This window comes from Actinoallomurus sp. CA-142502, assembly GCF_050936355.1.
Taxonomy (GTDB): domain Bacteria; phylum Actinomycetota; class Actinomycetes; order Streptosporangiales; family Streptosporangiaceae; genus Actinoallomurus; species Actinoallomurus iriomotensis.
Genome location: NZ_JBNJMY010000001.1, coordinates 6,438,380 through 6,459,222, shown reverse-complemented (window position 1 = coordinate 6,459,222; position 20,843 = coordinate 6,438,380). Strand labels below are relative to the sequence as shown.

Annotated in this window: 14 protein-coding genes and 1 pseudogene; 7 read left to right on the top strand and 8 right to left on the bottom strand. The window is 67.3% G+C overall.

Features of this window, described 5'->3' with window-relative positions:
* Nucleotides 1–48: 48 nt before the first annotated feature.
* Nucleotides 49–309 carry a hypothetical protein gene (locus ACQEV1_RS30465; protein ID WP_285571406.1) on the top strand — a complete coding sequence of 87 codons (261 nt, stop codon included), beginning with the start codon at nt 49–51 and terminating at the stop codon, nt 307–309.
* A gap of 949 nt (nt 310–1,258) precedes the next feature.
* On the opposite strand, the gene ACQEV1_RS30460 is transcribed toward ACQEV1_RS30465, so the two are convergent.
* Both ACQEV1_RS30460 and ACQEV1_RS30455 read right to left on the bottom strand, forming a co-directional pair.
* A complete protein-coding gene (locus ACQEV1_RS30460; protein WP_433397963.1) occupies nt 1,259–2,530 on the bottom strand; it encodes a glycosyltransferase family 2 protein in 1,272 nt (423 codons plus the stop codon).
* 312 nt (nt 2,531–2,842) lie between these two features.
* A complete protein-coding gene (locus ACQEV1_RS30455; protein WP_433397961.1) occupies nt 2,843–5,068 on the bottom strand; it encodes a hypothetical protein in 2,226 nt (741 codons plus the stop codon).
* A 612-nt stretch (nt 5,069–5,680) separates the two neighbouring features.
* Between ACQEV1_RS30455 and ACQEV1_RS30450 the strand changes: the two genes are divergently transcribed.
* Together ACQEV1_RS30450 and ACQEV1_RS30445 are read left to right on the top strand one after the other, a co-directional pair.
* Nucleotides 5,681–7,273, top strand: coding sequence for a hypothetical protein (locus tag ACQEV1_RS30450; protein WP_285622391.1), 1,593 nt, complete (start codon nt 5,681–5,683; stop codon nt 7,271–7,273).
* A 1,215-nt stretch (nt 7,274–8,488) separates the two neighbouring features.
* Nucleotides 8,489–8,974: a hypothetical protein gene (locus ACQEV1_RS30445; protein WP_285622389.1), complete on the top strand. Its 486-nt coding sequence runs from the start codon at nt 8,489–8,491 to the stop codon at nt 8,972–8,974.
* 175 nt (nt 8,975–9,149) lie between these two features.
* On the opposite strand, the pseudogene ACQEV1_RS30440 reads toward ACQEV1_RS30445, so the two are convergent.
* A pseudogene (locus ACQEV1_RS30440) lies at nt 9,150–9,268 on the bottom strand (ATP-binding cassette domain-containing protein); the annotation flags it as partial.
* Between the two features lie 627 nt (nt 9,269–9,895).
* Between ACQEV1_RS30440 and ACQEV1_RS30435 the strand changes: the two are divergent.
* Nucleotides 9,896–10,174 (top strand): hypothetical protein, encoded by a 279-nt coding sequence (locus ACQEV1_RS30435; RefSeq protein WP_433397959.1) that lies wholly within the window; start codon nt 9,896–9,898, stop codon nt 10,172–10,174.
* A gap of 2,284 nt (nt 10,175–12,458) precedes the next feature.
* Nucleotides 12,459–12,791 carry a hypothetical protein gene (locus tag ACQEV1_RS30430; RefSeq protein WP_433397957.1) on the top strand — a complete coding sequence of 111 codons (333 nt, stop codon included), beginning with the start codon at nt 12,459–12,461 and terminating at the stop codon, nt 12,789–12,791.
* Nucleotides 12,792–12,948: 157 nt separating this feature from the next.
* Here ACQEV1_RS30430 and ACQEV1_RS30425 read toward each other — a convergent pair whose 3' ends face one another.
* Together ACQEV1_RS30425 and ACQEV1_RS30420 are read right to left on the bottom strand one after the other, a co-directional pair.
* A complete protein-coding gene (locus tag ACQEV1_RS30425) occupies nt 12,949–13,908 on the bottom strand; it encodes an ABC transporter ATP-binding protein (protein ID WP_433397955.1) in 960 nt (319 codons plus the stop codon).
* A 2-nt stretch (nt 13,909–13,910) separates the two neighbouring features.
* Nucleotides 13,911–14,714, bottom strand: coding sequence for an ABC transporter permease (locus ACQEV1_RS30420; protein ID WP_285622377.1), 804 nt, complete (start codon nt 14,712–14,714; stop codon nt 13,911–13,913).
* A gap of 98 nt (nt 14,715–14,812) precedes the next feature.
* On the opposite strand from ACQEV1_RS30420, the gene ACQEV1_RS30415 reads away from it, so the two are divergent.
* Nucleotides 14,813–15,361, top strand: coding sequence for a hypothetical protein (locus ACQEV1_RS30415; RefSeq protein ID WP_433397953.1), 549 nt, complete (start codon nt 14,813–14,815; stop codon nt 15,359–15,361).
* A gap of 6 nt (nt 15,362–15,367) precedes the next feature.
* On the opposite strand, the gene ACQEV1_RS30410 is transcribed toward ACQEV1_RS30415, so the two are convergent.
* The 3 genes from ACQEV1_RS30410 to aceA form a co-directional block, all read right to left on the bottom strand.
* On the bottom strand, nt 15,368–16,153 hold the full coding sequence (locus ACQEV1_RS30410) for an ABC transporter permease (protein ID WP_285622373.1): 786 nt from the start codon (nt 16,151–16,153) through the stop codon (nt 15,368–15,370).
* Between the two features lie 145 nt (nt 16,154–16,298).
* The gene (locus ACQEV1_RS30405) at nt 16,299–17,744 is read right to left on the bottom strand and encodes a M1 family metallopeptidase (protein WP_433397950.1); all 1,446 of its coding nucleotides are present in this window, start codon (nt 17,742–17,744) and stop codon (nt 16,299–16,301) included.
* Nucleotides 17,745–17,909: 165 nt separating this feature from the next.
* The gene (aceA, locus tag ACQEV1_RS30400) at nt 17,910–19,205 is read right to left on the bottom strand and encodes an isocitrate lyase (RefSeq protein WP_285622368.1); all 1,296 of its coding nucleotides are present in this window, start codon (nt 19,203–19,205) and stop codon (nt 17,910–17,912) included.
* A gap of 151 nt (nt 19,206–19,356) precedes the next feature.
* On the opposite strand from aceA, the gene ACQEV1_RS30395 reads away from it, so the two are divergent.
* Complete coding sequence (locus tag ACQEV1_RS30395) at nt 19,357–20,793, top strand: helix-turn-helix transcriptional regulator (RefSeq protein WP_285622365.1); 1,437 nt, start codon at nt 19,357–19,359, stop codon at nt 20,791–20,793.
* The last annotated feature ends 50 nt before the right edge of the window (nt 20,794–20,843 follow it).

Sequence of the window (20,843 nt, the reverse complement as noted above, 5' to 3'; positions counted from 1 at the left end):
GCACGCAGCAGCCTCACCGAGTGGGGCGAGAACTAGGGATGCCCAGCCATGAGTGGACCATACGAGGCCGAGTGCGAGGCCACCGCTGAAGTGCGCGACGTCTACGCGGGATACCACAAACGCGGGGTCATGCGGGAAAAGACCCTCAACCGGCTTCTTCGTACTTGCACTGATCACGGGCTTGAAGTGGGCTCGTACGACCGGGAAGTCCTTCGATGGCTCGCTGGACAGAAACCGGAGGCGGCCCAGGTGATCGTCGGCCTGGTCCACCGCGCCGCCGCCCTGAGAGAGCGAGTCGAGCAAGCCTGATGGACGGCGGGTCGATCCGACCTCGACGCCACGAGAACCGGCCGCTCCGTGGCCTGGCTCGTGGCGAGGAGACGGTCGTGAAGGCCCGGCAGGACACTGCCTCCCGCCCCGGGAGCTCGCCGGCATCGACACCCGCACCTGGTCTCGTTCCCTCGGAGACGAGCCGATCGCCGTCGCCGACCTGAGAGGTCGTCCGGTGGCGCGGCGGGGTGCGGGCATGCCGTTGATCTTCACTGCGTACTACGGCCCGTTTCCCGACCCGAGCACGCCAGGTGCCGATATTCCGACCCGATAACGGACTCACGGTCCGGGTGAGCAGGGCGCCGGCGTCGGCCACGGGCTCCGCGGCGGGCATGGACGACACCGCTTCGGAAGCGGTGCTCATCAAAGACTTCGAGCCGGATGCGACCTCATGCGGCGGCGCGCGCCTTCCACCCCTGACGACGGTCGGGCCGACGAACCGTCGACCAGGTCCGTGGCCGTGGCCCGGCCGGCGAGGTCCGCACCACACCGCCCAACCGTGATGTCGCGGGCGGAGAACTTCTTGAGCCGCCCGATCGCCGCAGACTCGATCCGCGTCCGCGTGCATGACCGAGTCCCGAGCGTCCCCGCGTACACGATCCGGCACCCGCCGGATCTCCGTGAAGTCCCGGATCATCGTGGATGCTCCCGGCCTTCTGATGGGCCGCTCGAAGTCGTTGACGTCGCGTTCGGAGGCCGCTCCCGCCGGGGATGCCGCGACCATCGACCATCAGCGAGCGTCTCATGTCCCGCGTGCGCCGATCCATCGGAGAGGGACCGGCGCACGCGCCGTCGTCGGGTGCCGACGACGCGGTCGCAGGCGTCCGGCGAGGTGCTCTTCAGCTGCGCGAGGACGCCGCGCTTGATCCATTCGTCACGTCGGTCGCGGATGGTGCTCGCCGGTTCGAATCACCGACCCGGCTCCGCGTCATGCCGTCTTGGCAGGGTTCATGCTCTCGGAGTCCGCGCTCGTGGCGCCGTTCTCGGTCCGTACGCGCTGGACCGCCGCGTCCACGACGATGGCGGCCTCCTCCGCCGGGTCGGCGACCAGCGGGTGGGAGGGGCGGCGGATCCCCAGGATGCTGACGAACAGCGACGCGAAGATCATCTGGAAGCTCATGATGAGCGCGGTGGCGGCCGGCACGACGATGCGCAGCAAGGCGTGCGGGTCGAGCTGGCCGAAGCTGTGGCCCTGCCAGTGGATCAGCGAGGCGACCAGGCCGACGAGACCGGCCAGTGCCAGGAGGCCGCCGACGACCAGGCCACGCTCCAGGCTCCAGGACCGGATGACGCGTTGCACCCGCGGGTCGTGAGGAAGGAAGCCCTCTTCCATGGCATAGACCTTGGTCAGTAGGGCTGACAGCACTGCTTGGAAGCCGATCACCAGTATCGCCGAGGCCCCGGCAAGGGTGTCGACGTCGAAGGCGATGTCGCCGACGTGGATCGGGCCCGCGGACAGGGTGATGCCGCCGATCAGTCCGAGGGTCATGAGCAGCAGGCCGGGGATGAGGAACAGCCAGCGGGGGCTGTAGAGCATGAGGAAGCGCAGGTGTCGCCAGCCGTCGCGCCAGGTGCTCAGGTGCGGGGCGCGGGAGCGGCCGTCGGGCGAGAGTGTGGTGGGGACCTCGCGGATGTCGTACTTGGCGAGGGTGCAGCGGACCACCATCTCGCTGGCGAACTCCATGCCGCCGGTCTGCAGGCCGAGTCGCAGGATCGAGTCGCGGCGGAAGCCGCGCAGCCCGCAGTGGAAGTCGCCGATCTTGCTGCGGAAGAACAGCCGGCCGACGAAGCTGAGCACCGGGTTGCCCAGGTACCGGTGCAGCGGCGGCATGGCGCCGGGCGCGATGCCGCCCTTGAAGCGGTTGCCCATGACCAGGTCGGCGCCGTCCCGCAGCTCGGTGAGGAACGGCATCAGCGAGGTGAAGTCGTAGGAGTCGTCGGCGTCGCCCATGACCACGTACGTGCCCCGAGCCGCCCGGATGCCGCCCATGAGGGCGTTGCCGTACCCCTTCTCGCTCACCGGCACGACGCGGGCACCCGCGTCGCGGGCGAGCTGCTGGCTCCCGTCGGTGCTGCCGTTGTCGGCGATGATGACCTCACCGTCGACGCCGTGCTCAGCGAAGAATCCGAGGGCCTTCCGCACGCATGTCTCTACGGTCTCCGCCTCGTTCAGGCAAGGCATCACCACGGAGAGTTCCATGTCCTGTCCTCCATTGTCCTGTGCCGCCAATTTCCGGGGGTTTCGACTGACCTCGTCATTGTTCCGACAATGGCATGTGTTACCCGTGAAGCCTGCCGTCAAGCGACGACGCGCCGCGAAGCAACAACCTTTAGCCCTACATGAGGACTTCCGGCCGATGCGGCCAATCACGCGCGCAGATGCTCCGTCCAGTATTTCGACGGACGTGTCGCATAAATTCCCATGCGTGGAGCCGATATCTATCTTCGGAAATGTCCCCTTAGTGGGGATCTTAAATTCCGCGCCGTCGCTTCCACGCGGAGACGTCCGTGATCATTCGGACGTAAGGGCGCCTATCGGGGAGGCTTGGGTGTCGGTCCACACTGGGCCGCCTGTCGGTAGCGTCTTCCACCGCTGTGAATTGGCCCGTAGCGGCTGAAGGTCGGCATCCGTCCGCGTGATGGCCACCCATGTCGAAGCCTGATACATGTGCAGGGGATCTACGTCGCCATCACCGGTCAGCGAGGCGAGGCCGGCCGACCGTGCGGTTGCCTGCAGCATCGGCGCGAGATCGAGGTTCCTCTTGGTGACGTGGAACGCGACCACCCCTCCGGGCCTGAGCTTGCGAACGTACAGCTGGAGCGCCTCACGGGTCAGCAGATGGGTCGGCACCGCGCCGGAATTGAAGGCATCCAAGATGATCATCCCATACCGGCCGTCGGGGGCCTTGTCCAGCTCGACCCGCCCATCGCCGAGAATCACGTCTACGTCGGCCTGGCTGCCGGTCAGGTAGCCGAACCGTTTCCGAGCGATATCGAGGCTCGCACGGTCGGGTTCGAAGAAATCGATCTGCTGCCGGGCGTGTCCGTAGCTCGCCTCGGCTCCTGTTCCCAGACCGACGACGGAGATGTTCTTACTCCGATCGCCGTAGTTCGCGAAAAGGTCGCCGAGCGGTCCGGGCCGTCCGTAGTACGAAACGGGCATCGACCGTATGGGAAGCGTTGCGTACTGGTAGCCGCGCATGGTCGCGCCGTCGGAGAGAATCGTCCAGCCACCTTGGGAATAGACCTCGTACGCGCCGAAGAACGTGCGCTCCCGGAAGGAGTCGTCCGGAGTCTGATACCAGAAGAGCGCACCGGTCGTCAGCAGCGCGCCGACCGCCATCACCCGGGGCCGCGATACGGCGAGAACACACCACGGCATGCAACCCGCCACAGCGATCGCGATGAGCCAGTAGCGGCCGAGATTGAGGTCCACAGCGACGACGAGAAGGGGACCGGCGAGCACGAACGACTTGACCAGCCCTTCGATTCCCGGCAGCCGCCATGCCTTGTTCGCGGCCGGTTGCCGGCGCAGCGCCAGGGGCAGGACCGCGAGCGCGGTCATGACCAGCGGAAGCTCCGCGCCCCAGTTGAAGACCATCGGGGCGATGAGGCTGTTGAAGGCGCCGCCGAGCGCGCAACCGAGCGAGACGATCACCAGGAACTCGGTCAGTCGACGCGGAGCCGGCCGGTCCCGCGCCAGGAGGCCATGGCAGGCCAGACCGGCGACGAGGACCAGCGCGAGGCAGAGCGCGATGTCGGCGGCCAAACCGCGGTGGAGATACAGGGTCCACGGAACAACGGCTGCGCTGATCGCCGCGGCCATGACCGTGGGAGTCATCCAGCGCTGGTTCCTCAAACCGAAGGCGATGATGAGCGTTGCGACGTAGAGGGCGAACGGCACCACCCAGATCAGCGGGATCGCGGCGATGTGGGCGGAGATACGCGTGGTAACGCCGAGCATGAGGGACGACGGGATGAAGGCCAGGCCGAGCCAGCGTGCCCTCCGCGCCCAGGAGACCTGCTCGGGCGGGACGGTTTCGGTTCCCGCGGGCGCCTCCGAAAGCCCGGCGAAACGGAATCGCATGACCAGTCCGCACGCGACCGCCAAGGCGATGAACACGCCATAAGCGACCATCCACCAGCGAGCCTGAGTCGCCAAATTCGCCATCGGCTCGATGACGAGCGGATAGGCGAGAAGCGCGAGCATACCGCCGATATTGCCTGCGGCGAAAACGAAGTATGGGTTGTCGGACCGAGGAAGACCTGACGATGAATACCAACGCTGAACGAGTGCTCCGATCGTGGAGAGTGCCGCGATCGGTGCGCCGACGACCATTGTCAGTGTGAGCAGAAGCCAGAGCGCGGGTGATGTCGACCCAACGGTTTGTGACCAGGCCGGCACGGTGAACGGCAGCAGGAAGAGCGGGGCGATGGCCAGCGAAATCTGGATCAGGAGCCGGCCACGGGCGCCGAGCATGCGCTGCGACCAATGCGTATAGGCGTAGCCCATCAGGATCACGACCTGGAAGAAGAAGATCGAAGTGCTCCAGACCATTGGTGATCCGCCGTAGACGGGCGACAGCATTTTCGTCACCATCGGTTCCATGACGAACAACAGACTAGAGCCGATCAAGGCTGTCAGGGCGAAGAGTGTGACCGCGACGCCATCAGGTCCTCTGGTCGGTCTCGCCCCGCCGACGTCGATGCGCGGCGCGACTTCAGCGGCAACACCCATGTCCATACTCCTACAAAAGTCCGAATAAATCGTACGAGTCCATATGTGAATTACTTGCTCGCCCCGGCGGCGCTGCTGTCGCTCTTCCCGGTTCTTGCTTTACAAAACTCGGGCGGACAGACAGGGACCACTCGGGTGTTCATGCATAGTTCCTGATTCAAGTCCGGACCTACCCAAATGCGCGCGAGATGCTGCGCATTGACCCATGTCGTGCGAATATCGGGCCGGGCTTGAACACCGGCGTCTTCGGCGGTTATCCTCCGCCGTGGATCACGGCCGGGTGTGAGGCCGCCCAGAGGTGAGAAAGCGGTGCGTTTGCCGCCATTTGCGGGTCGGCTCGTCGCTACTTACGTGTAGCCGTCGTCTGGGGCCGCGGCCGGCTCTACTTGTGTCGCAGAGTTGACGAACACTTTGTCAATATTTGCCGATTAGCGAGTTCAACACGACGGAGATGCCATGGGATTGCTTGGGGCCACAATATCGCGGGAGAGCTCCGTTTCCGTACCCGCAGGGCTCATGCGTCGCATCCGGCCCTGGCCTCTGCTGCTCCTCGGCGGCTGGATTCTTCAAGTGGGAATCCGGTGGGCGCTTGGCATATATCAGAGAGTTCCAATGCTCATCCCGGACGAGTCGGGATATCTCCTGGCGGCACGGCTGATCACGGGCGGAGCGGCCGGTGATCTCTCCGGGCGGACCTTCTACCAGGCCGGCTACCCGCTCGTCCTCACTCCCGCATTCTGGCTCAGCAGTGATCCGGCGACCGTCTACCGTCTCGTCATCCTCATCAATGCGCTGGTCGGCGCATCGGTCTTCGCACTCGCATACATCGCACTGCGCCGTCTCGACCTACCGCGCGGGCGCTCCTACCTGCTCGCGACCGTGACCGCTCTCCTGCCCTCGCAGCTCTACTACGGCCAGTTCGCCATGAGCGACGCCGTACTGCCGGTGGCGGTCCTCGGCTGGCTGCTCCTCGTACACGCGTGGATCACCAGCGGACGGTTGGGATACGGCGTGGTGGCGAGCCTCGTCGCCGCCTACACCTACTGCGTGCATGGACGGGGCGCGGTCATCGTGGTGGCGCATGCGGGTCTTCTGGTCGCCGTACTGTGGCGGCGCTGGGCGAGCAGGCGGGACATCGTCGTGACGGCCAACGCGCTGGTCGCCGGGTCGGCCGCCGCATGGGCGCTGAACGGCTGGGTTAAGTCACGAATCTATCGGGGTGGCGTCCAGGCGCACGGCGAATGGCTGCTGCATCGGCTGACCAGCCTGGACGGGATGGGGTGGACGATCGGCCTGACCGCCGGAAAGCTCTGGTACCTCATCGTTTCCACGTGGGGCGTCGCAGGCGTCGGCCTGGTGGCCCTCGGCGTAGTGGCTGTTCGCCGTCGCACACCGCCCGCGACCCGGGCGGTGGCGTGCCTCACGCTCGCCACCGTGGTGGGCATCGCGCTTGCCATGTCCGCTGCGACCGCGGACGAGAAGACCGTCGCCAACTTCGCCTATGGCCGGTATCTCAGTTGCCTGGCTCCGGTGGTCTTCCTGGCCGGGGCGGTGTTCGCGACTCGCTGCACGAGAAGGGCGGCCATGTGGGCGGTGCTCGCCTGTGCGGTGCTTGCCTTCGCGACAGCCGGGATCGTGCGGGTGCAAGCCGGCGGTCGGCTGTCCACCCAATTCTTCGGCACGGCCGACTTTCCTGAGATCTGCGTCCTCACCTGGAACTGGAACGCCCTGCAGTTGTGGTTCGCCACGTGGGTCGCGCTGGTGCTGCTGATACTGGCGGCCCTCATCATCACGAGCGGCGGCAGAGACGGATGGCGCATCGTCGCCGTTGGCTTCATCGCTCTCGATCTGACCGTCATGGCCGTGTCCACCGAACGGGAGACCCGGGCGTGGGAGGACAGGATCGAGGCTGCCACGAGCCTGGCCCCGGCCGGACTACGCCCCCAGGACCATGTCGCGGTCAATTATGTCGATCTGTCGTGGAGGATCTGGGTTTCACAGGCCTTCCAAGTACGCAACGGTCTGAAAGCGATTGATCGCTTTCGCCGAGAGACGCTCGCGCCGGATGTGACGCTCGTCATCGTGCCTTGGGACCTGGGGAAGACACCGCAACAGAGCTGGCCCGCCGCCCCACCGAACTGGCGACCTGTGTCGATCCGCCAAAGCTACGCCGGAGACTGGGTCGCCTGGCGCCGTATGGGGTGAGCCCCTCGTGATGAGGCGGGCGATCGGGCTGACGTGTTTCCCAGTGCGTTGGTCACCGACGCCCAACTGCGGCCGCTAGAAGGCTAGAGTCTCCCCGAAATCCAGTGGCATATCACGCGAGGATCCGCTCCAGGGAAATCACGTTGTCCTCCGCGTCCTCCGCGTGCGGGAAGTGTAACGCCCCAGCAGCCGCGACGATCGCCATCCCCGCCGGTCCTGCCGCGATGGGCCATCCCGCCGTGTGACCTGAGCCCCGACACGGCTCGCCGGATCGAGCGTCTGACCATCGTGGAACAACCGCGAGCAATATGCATTGCTCGACTATTAACTCGGTCATGTACGTCATGGAGGACGGGAGGGGTATCCATATCACAGTTCTATCGGTCCGATGCGATAAAACCCTATCTTCCGACTTTGATACAGCTGTCCAAATTGACTCGTTAAGGAAATAACGGCCGGTCGGCGGATCGGTGACGGCCATGGAATGAATATAGGGCGAATGTGGAAGTCTTCGGTGACTCGGACATAAATGTCTCATGGTCGTGCTCTGGAGCCTTCCAATTTCCAGCTAAGCCCTTTTTGGTAGCGCATTACCCGATGGGAACGTTGTTCGCGGCAAGGCCGGGGAATACATGCTATACGGCACTCTGAGTACATATATGAGCGCCCTGTAGGTGAGAGCCATCGCGCCATTCCGAAAAAGAGGAGACCATGCTTAAAAAGACGATCATGGCTACCGGAGTGCTTGCCGCAGTCGGCGGCAGCATTCTCGCAGCCCTCCCCGCGTCTGCCCAGGTTCCCGGGGACGGCTGGGGTCGGGGCAGCAGCGCGCACTCCCGCAGTACTTTCTTCCACGGCCATCGGAACCGTAACTGGAATGGGTCCGAGAACGAGCACTTCAATCACATCAGGCTGCACATCCGCAACCGCAACAACAACATCGCCGTCGCCCGTACTCGACCCAGCCGAGCCGAACAACTAGCGATCATCGAGGCCATCGGACCCACTGGGCCCACCGGCCCGACGGGCCCCACCGGGCCTACTGGTCCGACCGGTGCGACAGGTGCCACTGGTCCGACGGGTCCGACCGGTGCGACGGGCGCCACTGGTCCGACGGGTCCAACGGGTGCGACCGGTGCGACGGGCGCCACCGGCCCGACGGGTCCGACCGGTCCGACCGGTGCGACCGGACCCACCGGACCCGCGGGTCCGACCGTGTGCCTCGACTCGACGGTTCAGGGCAATACGAAGTTCGTGTCGTTGACCCGGAACAACCAGGTCTTCGTCGCGCAGGTCGACCTGACGCCGACTCCCGTAAGCCAGGGTTTCCAGAACGCGACCTCGGCGCTCACCCAGCCGCCATTCCAGAACTTCGTGCCGGTCTGCGCAACGGTGACCGTTCAGGGCAACAACCTGCACATTACGGCGCTCGGGGCCGACAACTCGGTCATTCAGACCGCCTGCACGATCAACCCGCTGCCGATCCAGTTCCCGGCCGACTGCTCGGTTCCGATCGTGGTCGGTTCGACGCCGGCCCTGCAGAGGGCCTTTGCCAGAAGCCTCCTGGCCGGCCAGCGGGCGCTCGGTAGGGGGGAAGTCGGCTCATTCGCTACGGGTCGACGCCACCGCTTGGCCGACGCACCGTCGAACGAGGCTGCCGAGGGCAACGGTCTCGCGGTTCGCCACAGCCAGCTCTGGTGAGCCGTAGGGGCTGAACCGTACGACGGTAGATCGAACGAATGGTGATTTCCGGGCATCCTCGATTGCGGGGATGCCCGGACGTCATTGATGAGGACGTGCCTTGTCAGTGATCGTTTCCGTGTGCCTGCATGGTCAGCGGGATCGTCGTGCCGCGTCAGGAAGTCGCGCACGGTCAGGTCGCCTTGCTCACGAGGTCGAGGCCGATCGTCGGCTCGTCCAGCACAAGCAACTCGGGGTCCGCACCAGGGCCGCCGCGAGGTCGTCGCGCATGCGCTGTCCGACGCTGACCGGCGTACCCGCAACCTCAGGGCGTTGCTCGCGGCTGAAAAGAGGGTCGTACTGCGGATCGCCGAGATCACCCGGGTGCCTGAGCCGCTGGATGTAACCGGGGTCCTCGGCAACCTGGTGGAGAACGCCCTGGAGGTGGCGCGGATCGACCGCCGCCTGTGTACAGCGGCCGCAGCGCCCGCAGGCCGGCGAACGCCGGGCGGCCGGGGACGCGGCGACCGGTGGCCGTCTGTTACCGCTCAGGGCGGTCGGCGCGCCCGCGCGCCGCACCTTCGTGCCGTGGCTGCTGCCCGACGGCCAGGTCGCGGCCGGTGTCGCGCCGAACCAGATGTCCGGCCAGCGTCGGTCGAGGTCGAGTTGCTCGGCGACGGGCTCCGGCCTGCACGTCACCGTCACCGCCTCGGAGGATGGCGTGCCGGCTTACCTCGGGGGGGCCATCCTCCGCGACGTGTATCCAGGCGTCCGGCCGACGGCGGTCCGCCGTGGGCCTCGGCCTCGTGCCGGCCCGCACGGCGGCGCGGGCGCGCGACAGCGACGCAGCCCTCGCCGGCCTGCTCGCACGTAAGCGACGACGAAGTACGAGACTTCTGGCAACGCCTCACGAGCCGCGACACCACTTTCCCCTCGTGACCCGTGCCTGCGGCTGGTGACCTCCTGCGCGTCAGGGGCGTCGCGGTCAAAGAGGGCGAGAACGCCTGCCTCACCGTGACACTCGTGCCCCATGCCGACGATGCGGAACCGAGCTACCTGCTCGCCGCGCCCATCGGTGACATCGCCCCCGTCCTGGTGCCTGCAGATCTCTGGCGGCATCGGCGCCGGATCACCATGAAGATGTTCTATCCGGTAAGTCTTCATTTCGGCATCGATCTGCGGGCCGGCCGGATCCCCAAGGTCGGATGTCGGGTGTGCTGACTGAGCCGAAGTTCGCGGGCAGCTCTATCCAGGCAGGTGAACCGTCTCCCGCCAGGACCGGAAACGGTCTCCGATGCCTGGTTCGCCGCCGCGTCCGCCGCGTTGGTGGCCATCCTGGCGAGCGCGGACGGTCGCGCGCAGGACCGGCCGCGCCGGGCATCGACCGCGCCCAGGGGCTAGGTCGACCTTCGCCGCAAGGACATACATGACCAGGCGAACAACGGTCTGGTCGACGCGGACGGGCGGCCGACCGCCGGTTCCTCCACCGGCCCCGGCACTTTCGGCGGCGCACGATCCGAGGTCTCGGACGCTGACGTCGACACGGCCCGAGTCCGCCTCGTTCCCATGGGGCAGGAGGACGTCGAGCGGATCAGAAACCGTTTCGGGTCGATCCACGCGATCTCGTGATCTTCGGCGCGTTGGGCCGGAAATCTTTCCGGCCCAACGATGACGCCGAAGCTGAGAGCAGGCCGTGGCGAAACTGCTCGACGGTGCCGGCGGCGCACCTCGCGCACCTGACAGACCTCGAGTTCGCTCCGTCGTGCGAGGGCCAAGGGTGCGCAGTGGATCGAAAGTGCCATATTTAGAGATATCCGGACTGAACTTCAATCGAACAGCGGACCGGTCGGAGGTCGGCCGGCCCTGCGGATCGAGCGTCTGACCATCGTGGAACAACCACGAACGATATGTATTGCTCGACTATTAACTCGGTCATGTACGTCATGGAGGACTGAAGGGGTATGCATCTCACGGCCCCGTCTGGGCCTATGCGATAAATTCCTATTCTCCAACTTGATACAGGTGTCCAAATTGACTCGTTACAGGAAAGAGTGGCCGGTCGGCGTCCTGGTCAGGCGGCCTCCGCCGACTCGGGTGGACGTCGGATAAAGGGCGGCTCGTGGTCGCGGTTTGCATCTGTGACGCTAGCCACCTGCGGTGGGCACGATGCATGATGTTCAATGCGTGAAGGTCGGAATCCTACCCGGTTGACCCCTGTCGCGAAGATCTCGTTGATCTGAGATTTGAACCCGACTTCAGAGTGGAGCTTAGGCTGCTCAACAATGACGATCGAGTTTCTGTCGCCGACCGCGCGAACGGCCGTTTCGAGCGTGCCGTATGGTCTGCACTTCGGGGCATTCAAATTTCCAGCTAAGCCCTTTTTGTTGGCGCATTACCTGGCGGGCACGTTGTTCACTGCGAGGCATGGGAAGACTCACGATGTGGCACTCCGAACACATATCTGAGCGCCCGTGCGTGAAAGCCATCGCGCCATTCCGAAAAAGAGGAGACCATGCGTAAGAAGACGATCGTGGCTTCCGGAATGCTTGCCGCAGTCGGCGGCGGCGTTCTGACAAGCCTTCCCGCGTCCGCCCAGGTTACCTGGGACGGCTGGCGCTGGGGCCGGGGTAGCAGTGCGCACTCCCGCAGTGCTTACTGGAACCACCATCGGAACCGTAACTGGAATGCGAACGAGAACGAGCACATAAATCGCATTCGTTTCAACGCCAACAGCCGCAATAACGTGATCAACATTATCCGAGGACGCGACGGGCGCGACGGGCTCAACGGGCTCAACGGGGCTACGGGTCCCACCGGGCCGACGGGCGCGACGGGCGCGACTGGGCCGACGGGTCCGACCGGTCCCACGGGTCAGACTGGGCCGACGGGTCAGACGGGCGCGACCGGTCCGACAGGTCCGACCGGTCCCACGGGTCAGACTGGGCCGACGGGTCAGACGGGCGCGACCGGTCCCACGGGTGCCACCGGACCGACGGGTCAGACTGGGCCGACGGGTCAGACGGGCGCGACCGGTCCCACGGGTGCCACCGGACCGACGGGTCAGACTGGGCCGACGGGTCAGACGGGCGCGACCGGTCCGACAGGTCCGACCGGTCCCACGGGTCAGACCGGGCCGACGGGTCAGACGGGCGCGACCGGTCCGACAGGTCCGACCGGTCCCACGGGTCAGACCGGGCCGACGGGTCAGACGGGCGCGACCGGTCCGACAGGTCCGACCGGTCCCACGGGTCAGACCGGGCCGACGGGTCAGACGGGCGCGACCGGTCCGACAGGCCCGACCGGTCCCACGGGTGCCACCGGACCGACGGGTCAGACGGGCGCCACTGGGCCGACAGGCCCCACCGGCCCGACGGGTGCCACTGGACCGACGGGGGCCACCGGCGGTCAGTGCATCGATACGAGCGCCATCGCACAGGCCGGGCCCAAGAACGTCGGGCTCGTCAGTACCGGGCAGGCCTTCGGTGGGAGCGAGACGAACCCGGGTGTGGGTCCGGTCGCGTTCACGCAGATCCCCGGCCTGGTGGGCCAACCGGTCTCCTGCATCTCGCTCGTCACCGTGAGCAACAGTGCGGTGCAGGGCACGTTCGTCACCGCGCGTACGACCGACGGGCGAATCCTCGAGGCCGACTGCCCGACCATGGGCTTCCCGACCGGGTGTGTGAACTTCACTCAGATCGGTGTGGCACCCGCGTTCATGAGGGCTGACCAGCTGCGCGCCCTCGCCGCCCAGCGGCACCAGCCGGCCGAGAGCCCGGTCGGACCGGGCGAGGCTGCCGAGGGTAGCGGTCCCGAGATTCGCCAGAGCCAGCTCTGGTGAGCCGTAGAGGCTGGACCGTACGACGGTAGATCGAACGAATGGTGATTTCCGGGCATCCTCGATTGCGGGGATGCCCGGCCGTCATTGATGAGGACGTGCCTTGTCAGCGGTCATCTCCCGCGAGCGAGCGGGCGCGATGACCACCCGCGGCTCGGCATCACGAGCGGGTGGGAACCCCGGTCCGGTACAGGCGGGTGATGACATCCTCGATGCCCGGCTCACGTAGGGAGATGTCCTCCACCTCGTACCGGCTCGCGACCGCGGCGACCACCGCCGCGGCGTTGACGTCGGACGGGATGGCGAGCCACTGGCGCGGGCCGTCCGTGCGTACCACTCGCGCGCCGTCCACCTCGATCGGTGGCGCGCTCGCGGCGAGGTCCACGATGAGCAGGCGGTCGACGTCGACGGTCTCCCGCAGCCGCTGCACCGACCCGTCGTAGGTGAGCTGTCCGTGGTCGATGACCATGACGCGGCGGCACAGGCGTTCGACGTCGCCGAGGTCGTGTGTGGTCAGCAGGATCGTGGTGCCCTGTTCCTCGTTGAGCCGGGTCAGGAAGGCGCGCACGGTCGCCTTGCTGATGACGTCGAGGCCGATCGTCGGTTCGTCGAGGACGAGGAGTTCCGGGTCGTGTACGAGTGCCGCGGCGAGATCGCCGCGCATGCGCTGGCCGAGGCTGAGCTGCCGCACCGGGGTGTCCAGGAACGACCCGAGGTCCAGCAGTTCGGTGAGCTCGGCGAGCCGCGCCCGGTGCACCGAGCGCTCGACCCGGTACAGATGGCGTACGAGTGTCAGGCTGTCGCGCAGCGGCAGGTCCCACCACAGGGTGGTGCGCTGCCCGAACACCACGCCGATGCGCCGGGCGAGGGCCGTACGCTGCCGGGCCGGGTCCAGACCCGCCACACGTATCCGCCCCGACGACGGCGTGAGGATGCCGGTCAGCATCTTGATCGTGGTCGACTTGCCGGCGCCGTTCGGGCCGAGGTAACCGACGAACTCACCCGCCGCGACGGTGAAGGAGATCCGGTCGACCGCGTCCACGAGCGTGCGGCTCCGCCGCAGCAGCCCGGCGCGGCGGCGCAGGGTGAAGGACTTGACGACCTCGTCCACCTCGATCAACGTCAGCTCCCCGTCGACTGGTAACGGCGCAGCCCGCCGCGCCAGGCGAGGGCGGCGAGAACGGACAGCGCCGCCGCGACGAGCGGCGACGCGAAGCGGAAGAACACCGGCAGACCGAGCGGATCGGGCCGGTCCAGGACGTACAGCGCCGGCTCCCAGTTGACGAAGGCCAGCGGCAGCACCCAGGTCAGGCCGCGCAGGACGTCGCGGCCATAGATGCTCAGCGGGTACTGCGTCAGGAAGCCGCCGCCGTAGGTGATCGAGTTGCCCGCCTGCTTGCCGTCGACGACCGCGAACTGCCACGCGGCGGAGAGCACCCAGAGCGCCCAGAAGATCCACAGGCCGCCCGCGACCATGAGCGGGAGCACCGCCACCCGTACGGGGGTCCAGTGCACGTCCAGGCGGGTGAGCGCCACGACGAACATGGTCCCGGTCGGGATCAGCTTGCCCAGCCGGCGCGGGTTGAAGTCCTCGGTGGCGATCTGCAGGAGCGGGCTCACCGGGCGCAGCAGCACGGTGTCGAGCGTGCCCTTGCGGATGTGCTCGCCGAGCCGTTCGACCGTGCCGAGCGTGATGTCGGCCAGCGAGAAGGACAACCCCGACGTGCTGTACAGGAACATCACCTCGGCCAGGGAGAACCCACCGAGCCGGGGCGTGTGCGCGAACATGATCAGGATCGCGACCAGGTCGAGCGAGCTGGACACGGCCTGCGTGAGCAGCAGCATCACCATGGACGCGGGGTACTGCGCGGCCGACCGCATCCAGGTGCCGGCCAGCAGCACGTACGTGCGCACGGCCTCAACCATCGTCCACCTCCGGCCTCCGCCGTGCTCTTGATGGACGGTCCGCAGGAGGTGTGAGATCCCTTGGGAGAGCGGGGGACCGGAGACGAGAGGGCGCGGGGATGCACCGATGGCAGCGGGCCGTCGCCGTGGCGTCGGCGGTGGCCCTGGCCGCGTGCTCGCCCTTCGGCGGGAGCGGCGCACCGGTGCGCGGCACGCCGCCGTCCGCGGCCCCATCCGCGTCGGCGCGGGCGTCGGGAACCGGGCACGTCTGCGTCGGGTCCCACGGTTCCAGGAGGGTGCCGAGCCACGGACTGGTGAGTGTCGGCTCCCGGCCGACCGGGGTCGTCGCCGTGTGGTTTCCGGGCATGAACCAGCGGCCGTGCCGGGCCGCGCTGACCCGCGGGAACGCCGTGCTGGCGCGGCGCCTCGCCAAGGACATCAGGGCGGCGCCGAAGTGGCCGTCCGGAACGTTCAACTGCCCGAGCGACGACGGCGCCGGCGCTCGGCTGTACTTCCAGCGGTCCGGGTCCACGCTCGCGGACCTGGCCGACGTCCAGCTCTCCGGCTGCAAGGGAGTCGACGCCCCGGGACGGTCGGCCCGCTGGATGACCGACCGGCTCCTCCGCGACCTCTCGTCGATCGAGCCCGCTCCGTGGCGCCCGCGGTGACGTGCGTCAGCCACCGTTGACCACCAGCTTTCGGCGGGCGGCCGACGTGAGCAGCCGCCCGGCCGCGAGCAGTGCCGCCGCCCAGGCGGCCTGGAAGGCGTACACGGTGAGCAGGTCGGTGCGCTTGCCGAGGAAGACGTCGGCCGGAAGCTGGATCAGCGCTCCCCAGGGGAGCAGGTCGGCCACCGCCCCGAGCCGGCCGGGGAAGACCACCAGCGGGACGATCAGGCCGGAGAAGAACATCGACGTGATCAGACTGATGGCGTTGACGCCGCGGTCGTCGTGCACCCAGAAGACCACCAGCGAGGTGAGGTAGCGCAGGCCGAAGCTCACGAGCATGGCGAGCAGCACCGCGCCGGCGAAGGCGGCCCAGGTCGCCGGCGTGGGCCAGCGCAGGGGGAAGACGAGCCAGCCGGCGAGCAGCGGCATCGCGCCGCGCGACACCAGCGCGAACGCGGTGCGGCCGATGTCGTCGGCCAGCCACCAACCTTGCAGGTCGGCGGGCCGGTGCAGGTCGACCGCGACGTCGCCGGTGCGGATGCGCTCGGTCAGGTCCAGGCCGCCGCCGAAGATGCGCATCGGCTCGATCAGCGACTGGGTGAGGAAGCTGAACGTGATGGCGTCGGCCGCGTCGTACCCGCCGAGCGAGGGCCGGGCGTGCCACAGCGCGATCAGCACGCCCGCGCGGATGAAGCCGAAGACGGTGTTGGTGAAGGTCGCCGAGAGAGCCGCGATGCGGTAGGTGGCGTGGCGCCGGAACGCGTAGGCGGCGATCCAGGCGTAAAGCCGCATCGTGTGTCGCACCCCTCACTGACGGTGACCGTCCGGGCGCACCGAAGATCGCGGCGCGCGCACCACCGGCTGACACCGTACGGGTGAGACGTCGCCGCCCGCCACACGTTTTCGGCGTGGCGGGCGGCAGTGGGAAGAACCGGGGTCAGCCCTGGGGCAGCGGAGGCCGGCCGGGGGAGTGCAGCCAGGTCTGGAAGAAGGAGTCGAGGTTCTGGTGCGCCACCTTGTTCGCGAGCGCGGTGAACTGCTCGGTGCTCCCGTTGCCGTACTTGTGCTGCTCGAACCACGTGTGCAGCAGCGAGAAGAAGGCGTCGTCGCCGATCTTCTCCCGCAGGAACTCCAGCACCATGCCGCCGCCGCTGTAGACGCGGTCGTGGAACATGGTGTCGCGCTGCGGGTCGGCGATCACGACGTTCCACCACGTGTCGGTGGCGCCGTGCCGGTTGTACGTGGCGCGGGCCTGGTCGTGGACGGTCGCCCCGCCCTGCTTCTCGGCCCACAGCCACTGCGCGAAGGTCGCGAAGCTCTCGTTGAGCCAGACGTCGTTCCAGTCCTGTACCGAGACCGCGTCGCCGAACCACTGGTGCGCCAGCTCGTGCGCGATCGTGTTCGTGTTGCGCACGTCGGAGTACAGCGGGCGGGTCTGGGTCTCCAGGGAGAAGCCGATCGCCTGCCCGTTGTACGTCGCCAGGTCGGCGATCGCGCCGGTGGAGTCGAAGGCGAACTTGCCGAAGGTCTTCGACCACAGGTCCGTCGCCTGGGCCGTGGTGTCCCAGAAGAAGGCCATCGGGTCCGGATGGTTCGGGTCACGCCCGATCAGCTTCGGGTCCACCGCGACCGTCTCGGGGATGCCGCCGGGGGTCTTGCCGGTCTTGAACTGCCACTGGCCGATGTCCGCGGTGGCCAGGTAGGTGGCCATCGGGTACTTCTCGTCCCAGACCCACGTCGACCGGTCGCCCGTGGTCCGCTGGGAGACCAGCCGCCCGTTCGCGATCACCGACCGGTCCTTGGGCACGGTGACACGGAACGTGAACGAGGCCTTGTCGCTCGGATGGTCGTTGCTGGGGAACCAGGTCGAGGCGGCGTTGGGCTCGTCACCCATGAAGGCGCCGTCGTCGGTGTGCACGAACCCGTACGGGGAGCCGAACACGACCGGCGAGCCGACGATCGTCTGGGGCACGCCCCCGTACGTGACCGCCACGACGAATCGCGCGTTCTTGCGGATACCGTGGCGCGGCGTGATCTGCAGTTCCTGGCCGTCGCGGGTGAAGGTGGCGGACCGTCCGTCGACGGTGACCTTGCTGACGTCGAGCTGCTGCAGGTCCAGGTCGAAGCGGGCGAGGTTCTGCGTGGCCCGTGCGGTCACCGAGGTGGTGCCGTCGAGCCGGTGCGTCGCCGGGTCGTAGGAGAAGGCGACGTCGTAGTGCTGGGCGTCGTAGCCTCCGTTGCCCTCCAGCGGGAAATAGGGGTCACCGATGCCGGTGGCACCCGGGGTGAACTGGGGTCGCGTGTTCGCGAGCGCTGCCGGGGTGAGCGCGACCAGGCTTACGGTCGACGTGGCGATGGCCAGCAGCACGCGTTTTTTGCGCATGTCGGTCCCTAGATGCAGAGGATCAACCGGAAAGGGCAACTCTTACCGCCTTGTGCCCTCTGTCGGAAACTTTGACACAAGTGGGCGTTGGTCGGAAAGTTGCAGAATCAAGAGGATCCCCCGGCCTGAGCCGGGGGATCCTCTCACGACCTGGACGCCTGACCGTCAGTGAGCCCTAACGAACTGCTCCTCCTCAGTGGAGCCCTTCAGCGCCACCGTCGAGGAGTCCGGCGAGATCGCCGTGCTGACCAGGTCGAAGTAACCGGTGCCGACCTCGCGCTGGTGCTTGGTGGCGGTGTAGCCGGCCGCCTCGTCGGCGAACTCCGCCTCCTGCAGCTCCACGTAGGACGTCATGCCGTCCTCGGCGTAGCCCTTGGCGAGGTGGAACATCGAATGGTTGAGCGAGTGGAAGCCGGCCAGCGTGATGAACTGGAACTTGTACCCCATGTGCCCCAGTTCCCGCTGGAACTTGGCGATCGTCGAGTCGTCGAGGTGCTTCTTCCAGTTGAACGACGGGGAGCAGTTGTAGGCGAGCATCTGGTCGGGGTGCTCCCGCTTGATCGCCTCGGCGAACTGCTGGGCGACGTCGAGGTCCGGCGTGCCGGTCTCCATCCAGAGCAGGTCCGAGTACGGCGCGTAGGCCAGGCCGCGGGCGATGCAGGACGAGATGCCGTTCCGCACCCGGTAGAAGCCCTCGGCGGTGCGCTCGCCGGTGATGAACTCCTGGTCGCGCTCGTCCACGTCGCTCGTGATCAGCGTCGCGGCCTGGGCGTCGGTCCGCGCGACGATCAGCGAGGGAACGCCGGACACGTCGGCCGCGAGGCGGGCGGCGTTCAGCGTCTTGATGTGCTGGCCGGTCGGGATGAGCACCTTGCCACCCAGGTGGCCGCACTTCTTCTCCGAGGCGAGCTGGTCCTCCCAGTGCACCCCGGCGGCACCCGCCGCGATCATGCCCTTCATCAGTTCGAAGGCGTTGAGCACCCCGCCGAAGCCGGCCTCGGCGTCGGCGACGATCGGGGCGAGCCAGTACGGCGCCTTCTCGTCGCCCTCCGACCAGGAGATCTGGTCGGCGCGCATGAGGGCGTTGTTGATGCGGCGCACGACGGCGGGGACCGAGTTGGCCGGGTAGAGGCTCTGGTCCGGGTAGGTCTGCCCGCCGAGGTTGGCGTCGGCGGCCACCTGCCAGCCGGACAGGTAGATCGCCTTCAGGCCCGCGCGCACCTGCTGAACCGCCTGGTTCCCGGTCAGGGCGCCGAGCGCGTTGACGTAGTCGGTGTCGTGCAGGAGCCGCCAGAGCCGCTCGGCGCCCAGCCGGGCCAGCGTGTGCTCCTCCTGCACCGAACCGCGCAGCCGGATGACGTCCTCGGCGGTGTAGTCACGATCGATGTTCGTCCAGCGCGGGTCGGTCTCCCACTGATGCTGCAGCTCCTCGGCTGCGCCCTTGAGGCGACGGTCGCTCATCTCGATGCCCTCCTATGTCGTCCCCTGGGTGCGTATGCCTCAAGTGTCTGGCCGGGATCGGGCCTAGTGAACCGCGGAGTAACAAGAAGAAATCGGAAAATTCTGCTAACGTGAAGCTGTGACGGGCTTTCAGAAAGAAGAAACGCTGAACTTGACGAATGGTCTAGACCTCGTGACGTTCGGCCAGCGGATGCGCCATCTCCGTAAGGTTCGCGGTTACACCCTCTCCGACCTGGGCGAACGCGTGGGCCGGGCACCCTCGCAGCTCTCGCTACTGGAGAACGGCAGACGCGAGCCGAAGCTGTCACTGCTCCAGGCGCTCGCCACCGCCCTCGACGTCCCGATCGAGGAACTTCTTCGCAAACAGCCGCCGAACCGGCGCGCCCAGCTGGAGATCGCGATCGAGGAGGCCCAGCGGGACCCGCTCTACCAGAGCCTCGGGCTGCCCCATCTGAAGATCGGTAAGCGGGTGCCCAACGACGTCCTCGAACACCTGCTCGCCATGTACGAGGAGGTCAAGCGGAGCCGTACCAAGCCGACCGCGAGCCCGGAGGACGCGCGCAAGGCCAACGCCGAGCTGCGCCGGCAGATGCACGACCGGGGCAACTACTTCGGCGAGATCGAGGAGATCGCCGCCAAGACCCTGGAGGCGGTCGGCTACCGGGCGGGCGCGCTCTCCCAGGGGATGCTGCTCGCGCTCGTCACCAACTTCGGCTTCACCCTCCGCTACGTGCAGGACCTGCCGCGATCCGTACGGTCCGTCACCGACCTGCGCAACCGGAGGATCTACCTCGAGCGCCAGCAGCTCGGCATGCACACGCCCCGCACGATCCTCCTGCAGACGCTCGGGCACATCGCCCTCGGCCACGCGGTGCCCAAGGACTTCGCCGACTTCCTCCGCCAGCGGGTCGAGGCCAACTACTACGCCGCCGCCACGCTTCTGCCCGAGCGATCCGTCGTGCCGTACCTCCAGGAGGCCAAGGCCGACCGGGAGCTGTCCATCGAGGACCTGTGCGACGTCTTCTCCGTGTCGTACGAGATGGCCGCCCACCGGTTCACCAACCTGGCAACGCATCACCTCGAGCTGCCGGTCCACTTCACCAAGAACGACGAGAGCGGCACGATCTACAAGGCCTACGCCAACGACGGGCTGGTCTTCCCCTCCGACGAGCACGGCGCGATCGAGGGCCAGCGGATGTGCCGCGAGTGGGCCGGACGGCACGTCTTCAACGCCGACGACCGCTTCTCGATCTACTACCAGTACACCGACACGCCCACCGGAACGTACTGGTGCCTCTCCCACATCGACCCGAGCCACGAGAAGGAGTTCGCGATCACGCTCGGCGTGCCGTTCGAGCACTCCCGCTGGTTCCGCGGCCGTGAGACCACGCGCCGGGTCACCTCGTCCTGCCCCGACGGCGACTGCTGCCAGCTGCCCCCGGCCGCGCTGGCCCAGCGCTGGCAGGGCTATGCCTGGCCCTCGGCCCGCGCGCACTCCCACGTGCTGTCCGTCCTGCCACCGGGGGCCTTCCCCGGCGTGGACGAGGTGGACGTCTACGAGTTCCTCGACCAGCACGCGTCGGGATGACGTTTCGCCGGTGTGACGCCGGCGAAACGGCGGCGAAACCGCGTCGGGGC

Coding starts and splice junctions, on each gene's coding strand:
- ACQEV1_RS30465 (WP_285571406.1), top strand. CDS start 49: ATGAGTGGACCATACGAGGCCGAGTGCGAGGCCACCGCTGAAGTGCGC.
- ACQEV1_RS30460 (WP_433397963.1), bottom strand. CDS start 2,530: ATGGAACTCTCCGTGGTGATGCCTTGCCTGAACGAGGCGGAGACCGTA.
- ACQEV1_RS30455 (WP_433397961.1), bottom strand. CDS start 5,068: ATGGGTGTTGCCGCTGAAGTCGCGCCGCGCATCGACGTCGGCGGGGCG.
- ACQEV1_RS30450 (WP_285622391.1), top strand. CDS start 5,681: ATGCTCATCCCGGACGAGTCGGGATATCTCCTGGCGGCACGGCTGATC.
- ACQEV1_RS30420 (WP_285622377.1), bottom strand. CDS start 14,714: ATGGTTGAGGCCGTGCGCACGTACGTGCTGCTGGCCGGCACCTGGATG.
- ACQEV1_RS30415 (WP_433397953.1), top strand. CDS start 14,813: ATGCACCGATGGCAGCGGGCCGTCGCCGTGGCGTCGGCGGTGGCCCTG.
- ACQEV1_RS30410 (WP_285622373.1), bottom strand. CDS start 16,153: ATGCGGCTTTACGCCTGGATCGCCGCCTACGCGTTCCGGCGCCACGCC.
- ACQEV1_RS30405 (WP_433397950.1), bottom strand. CDS start 17,744: ATGCGCAAAAAACGCGTGCTGCTGGCCATCGCCACGTCGACCGTAAGC.
- aceA (WP_285622368.1), bottom strand. CDS start 19,205: ATGAGCGACCGTCGCCTCAAGGGCGCAGCCGAGGAGCTGCAGCATCAG.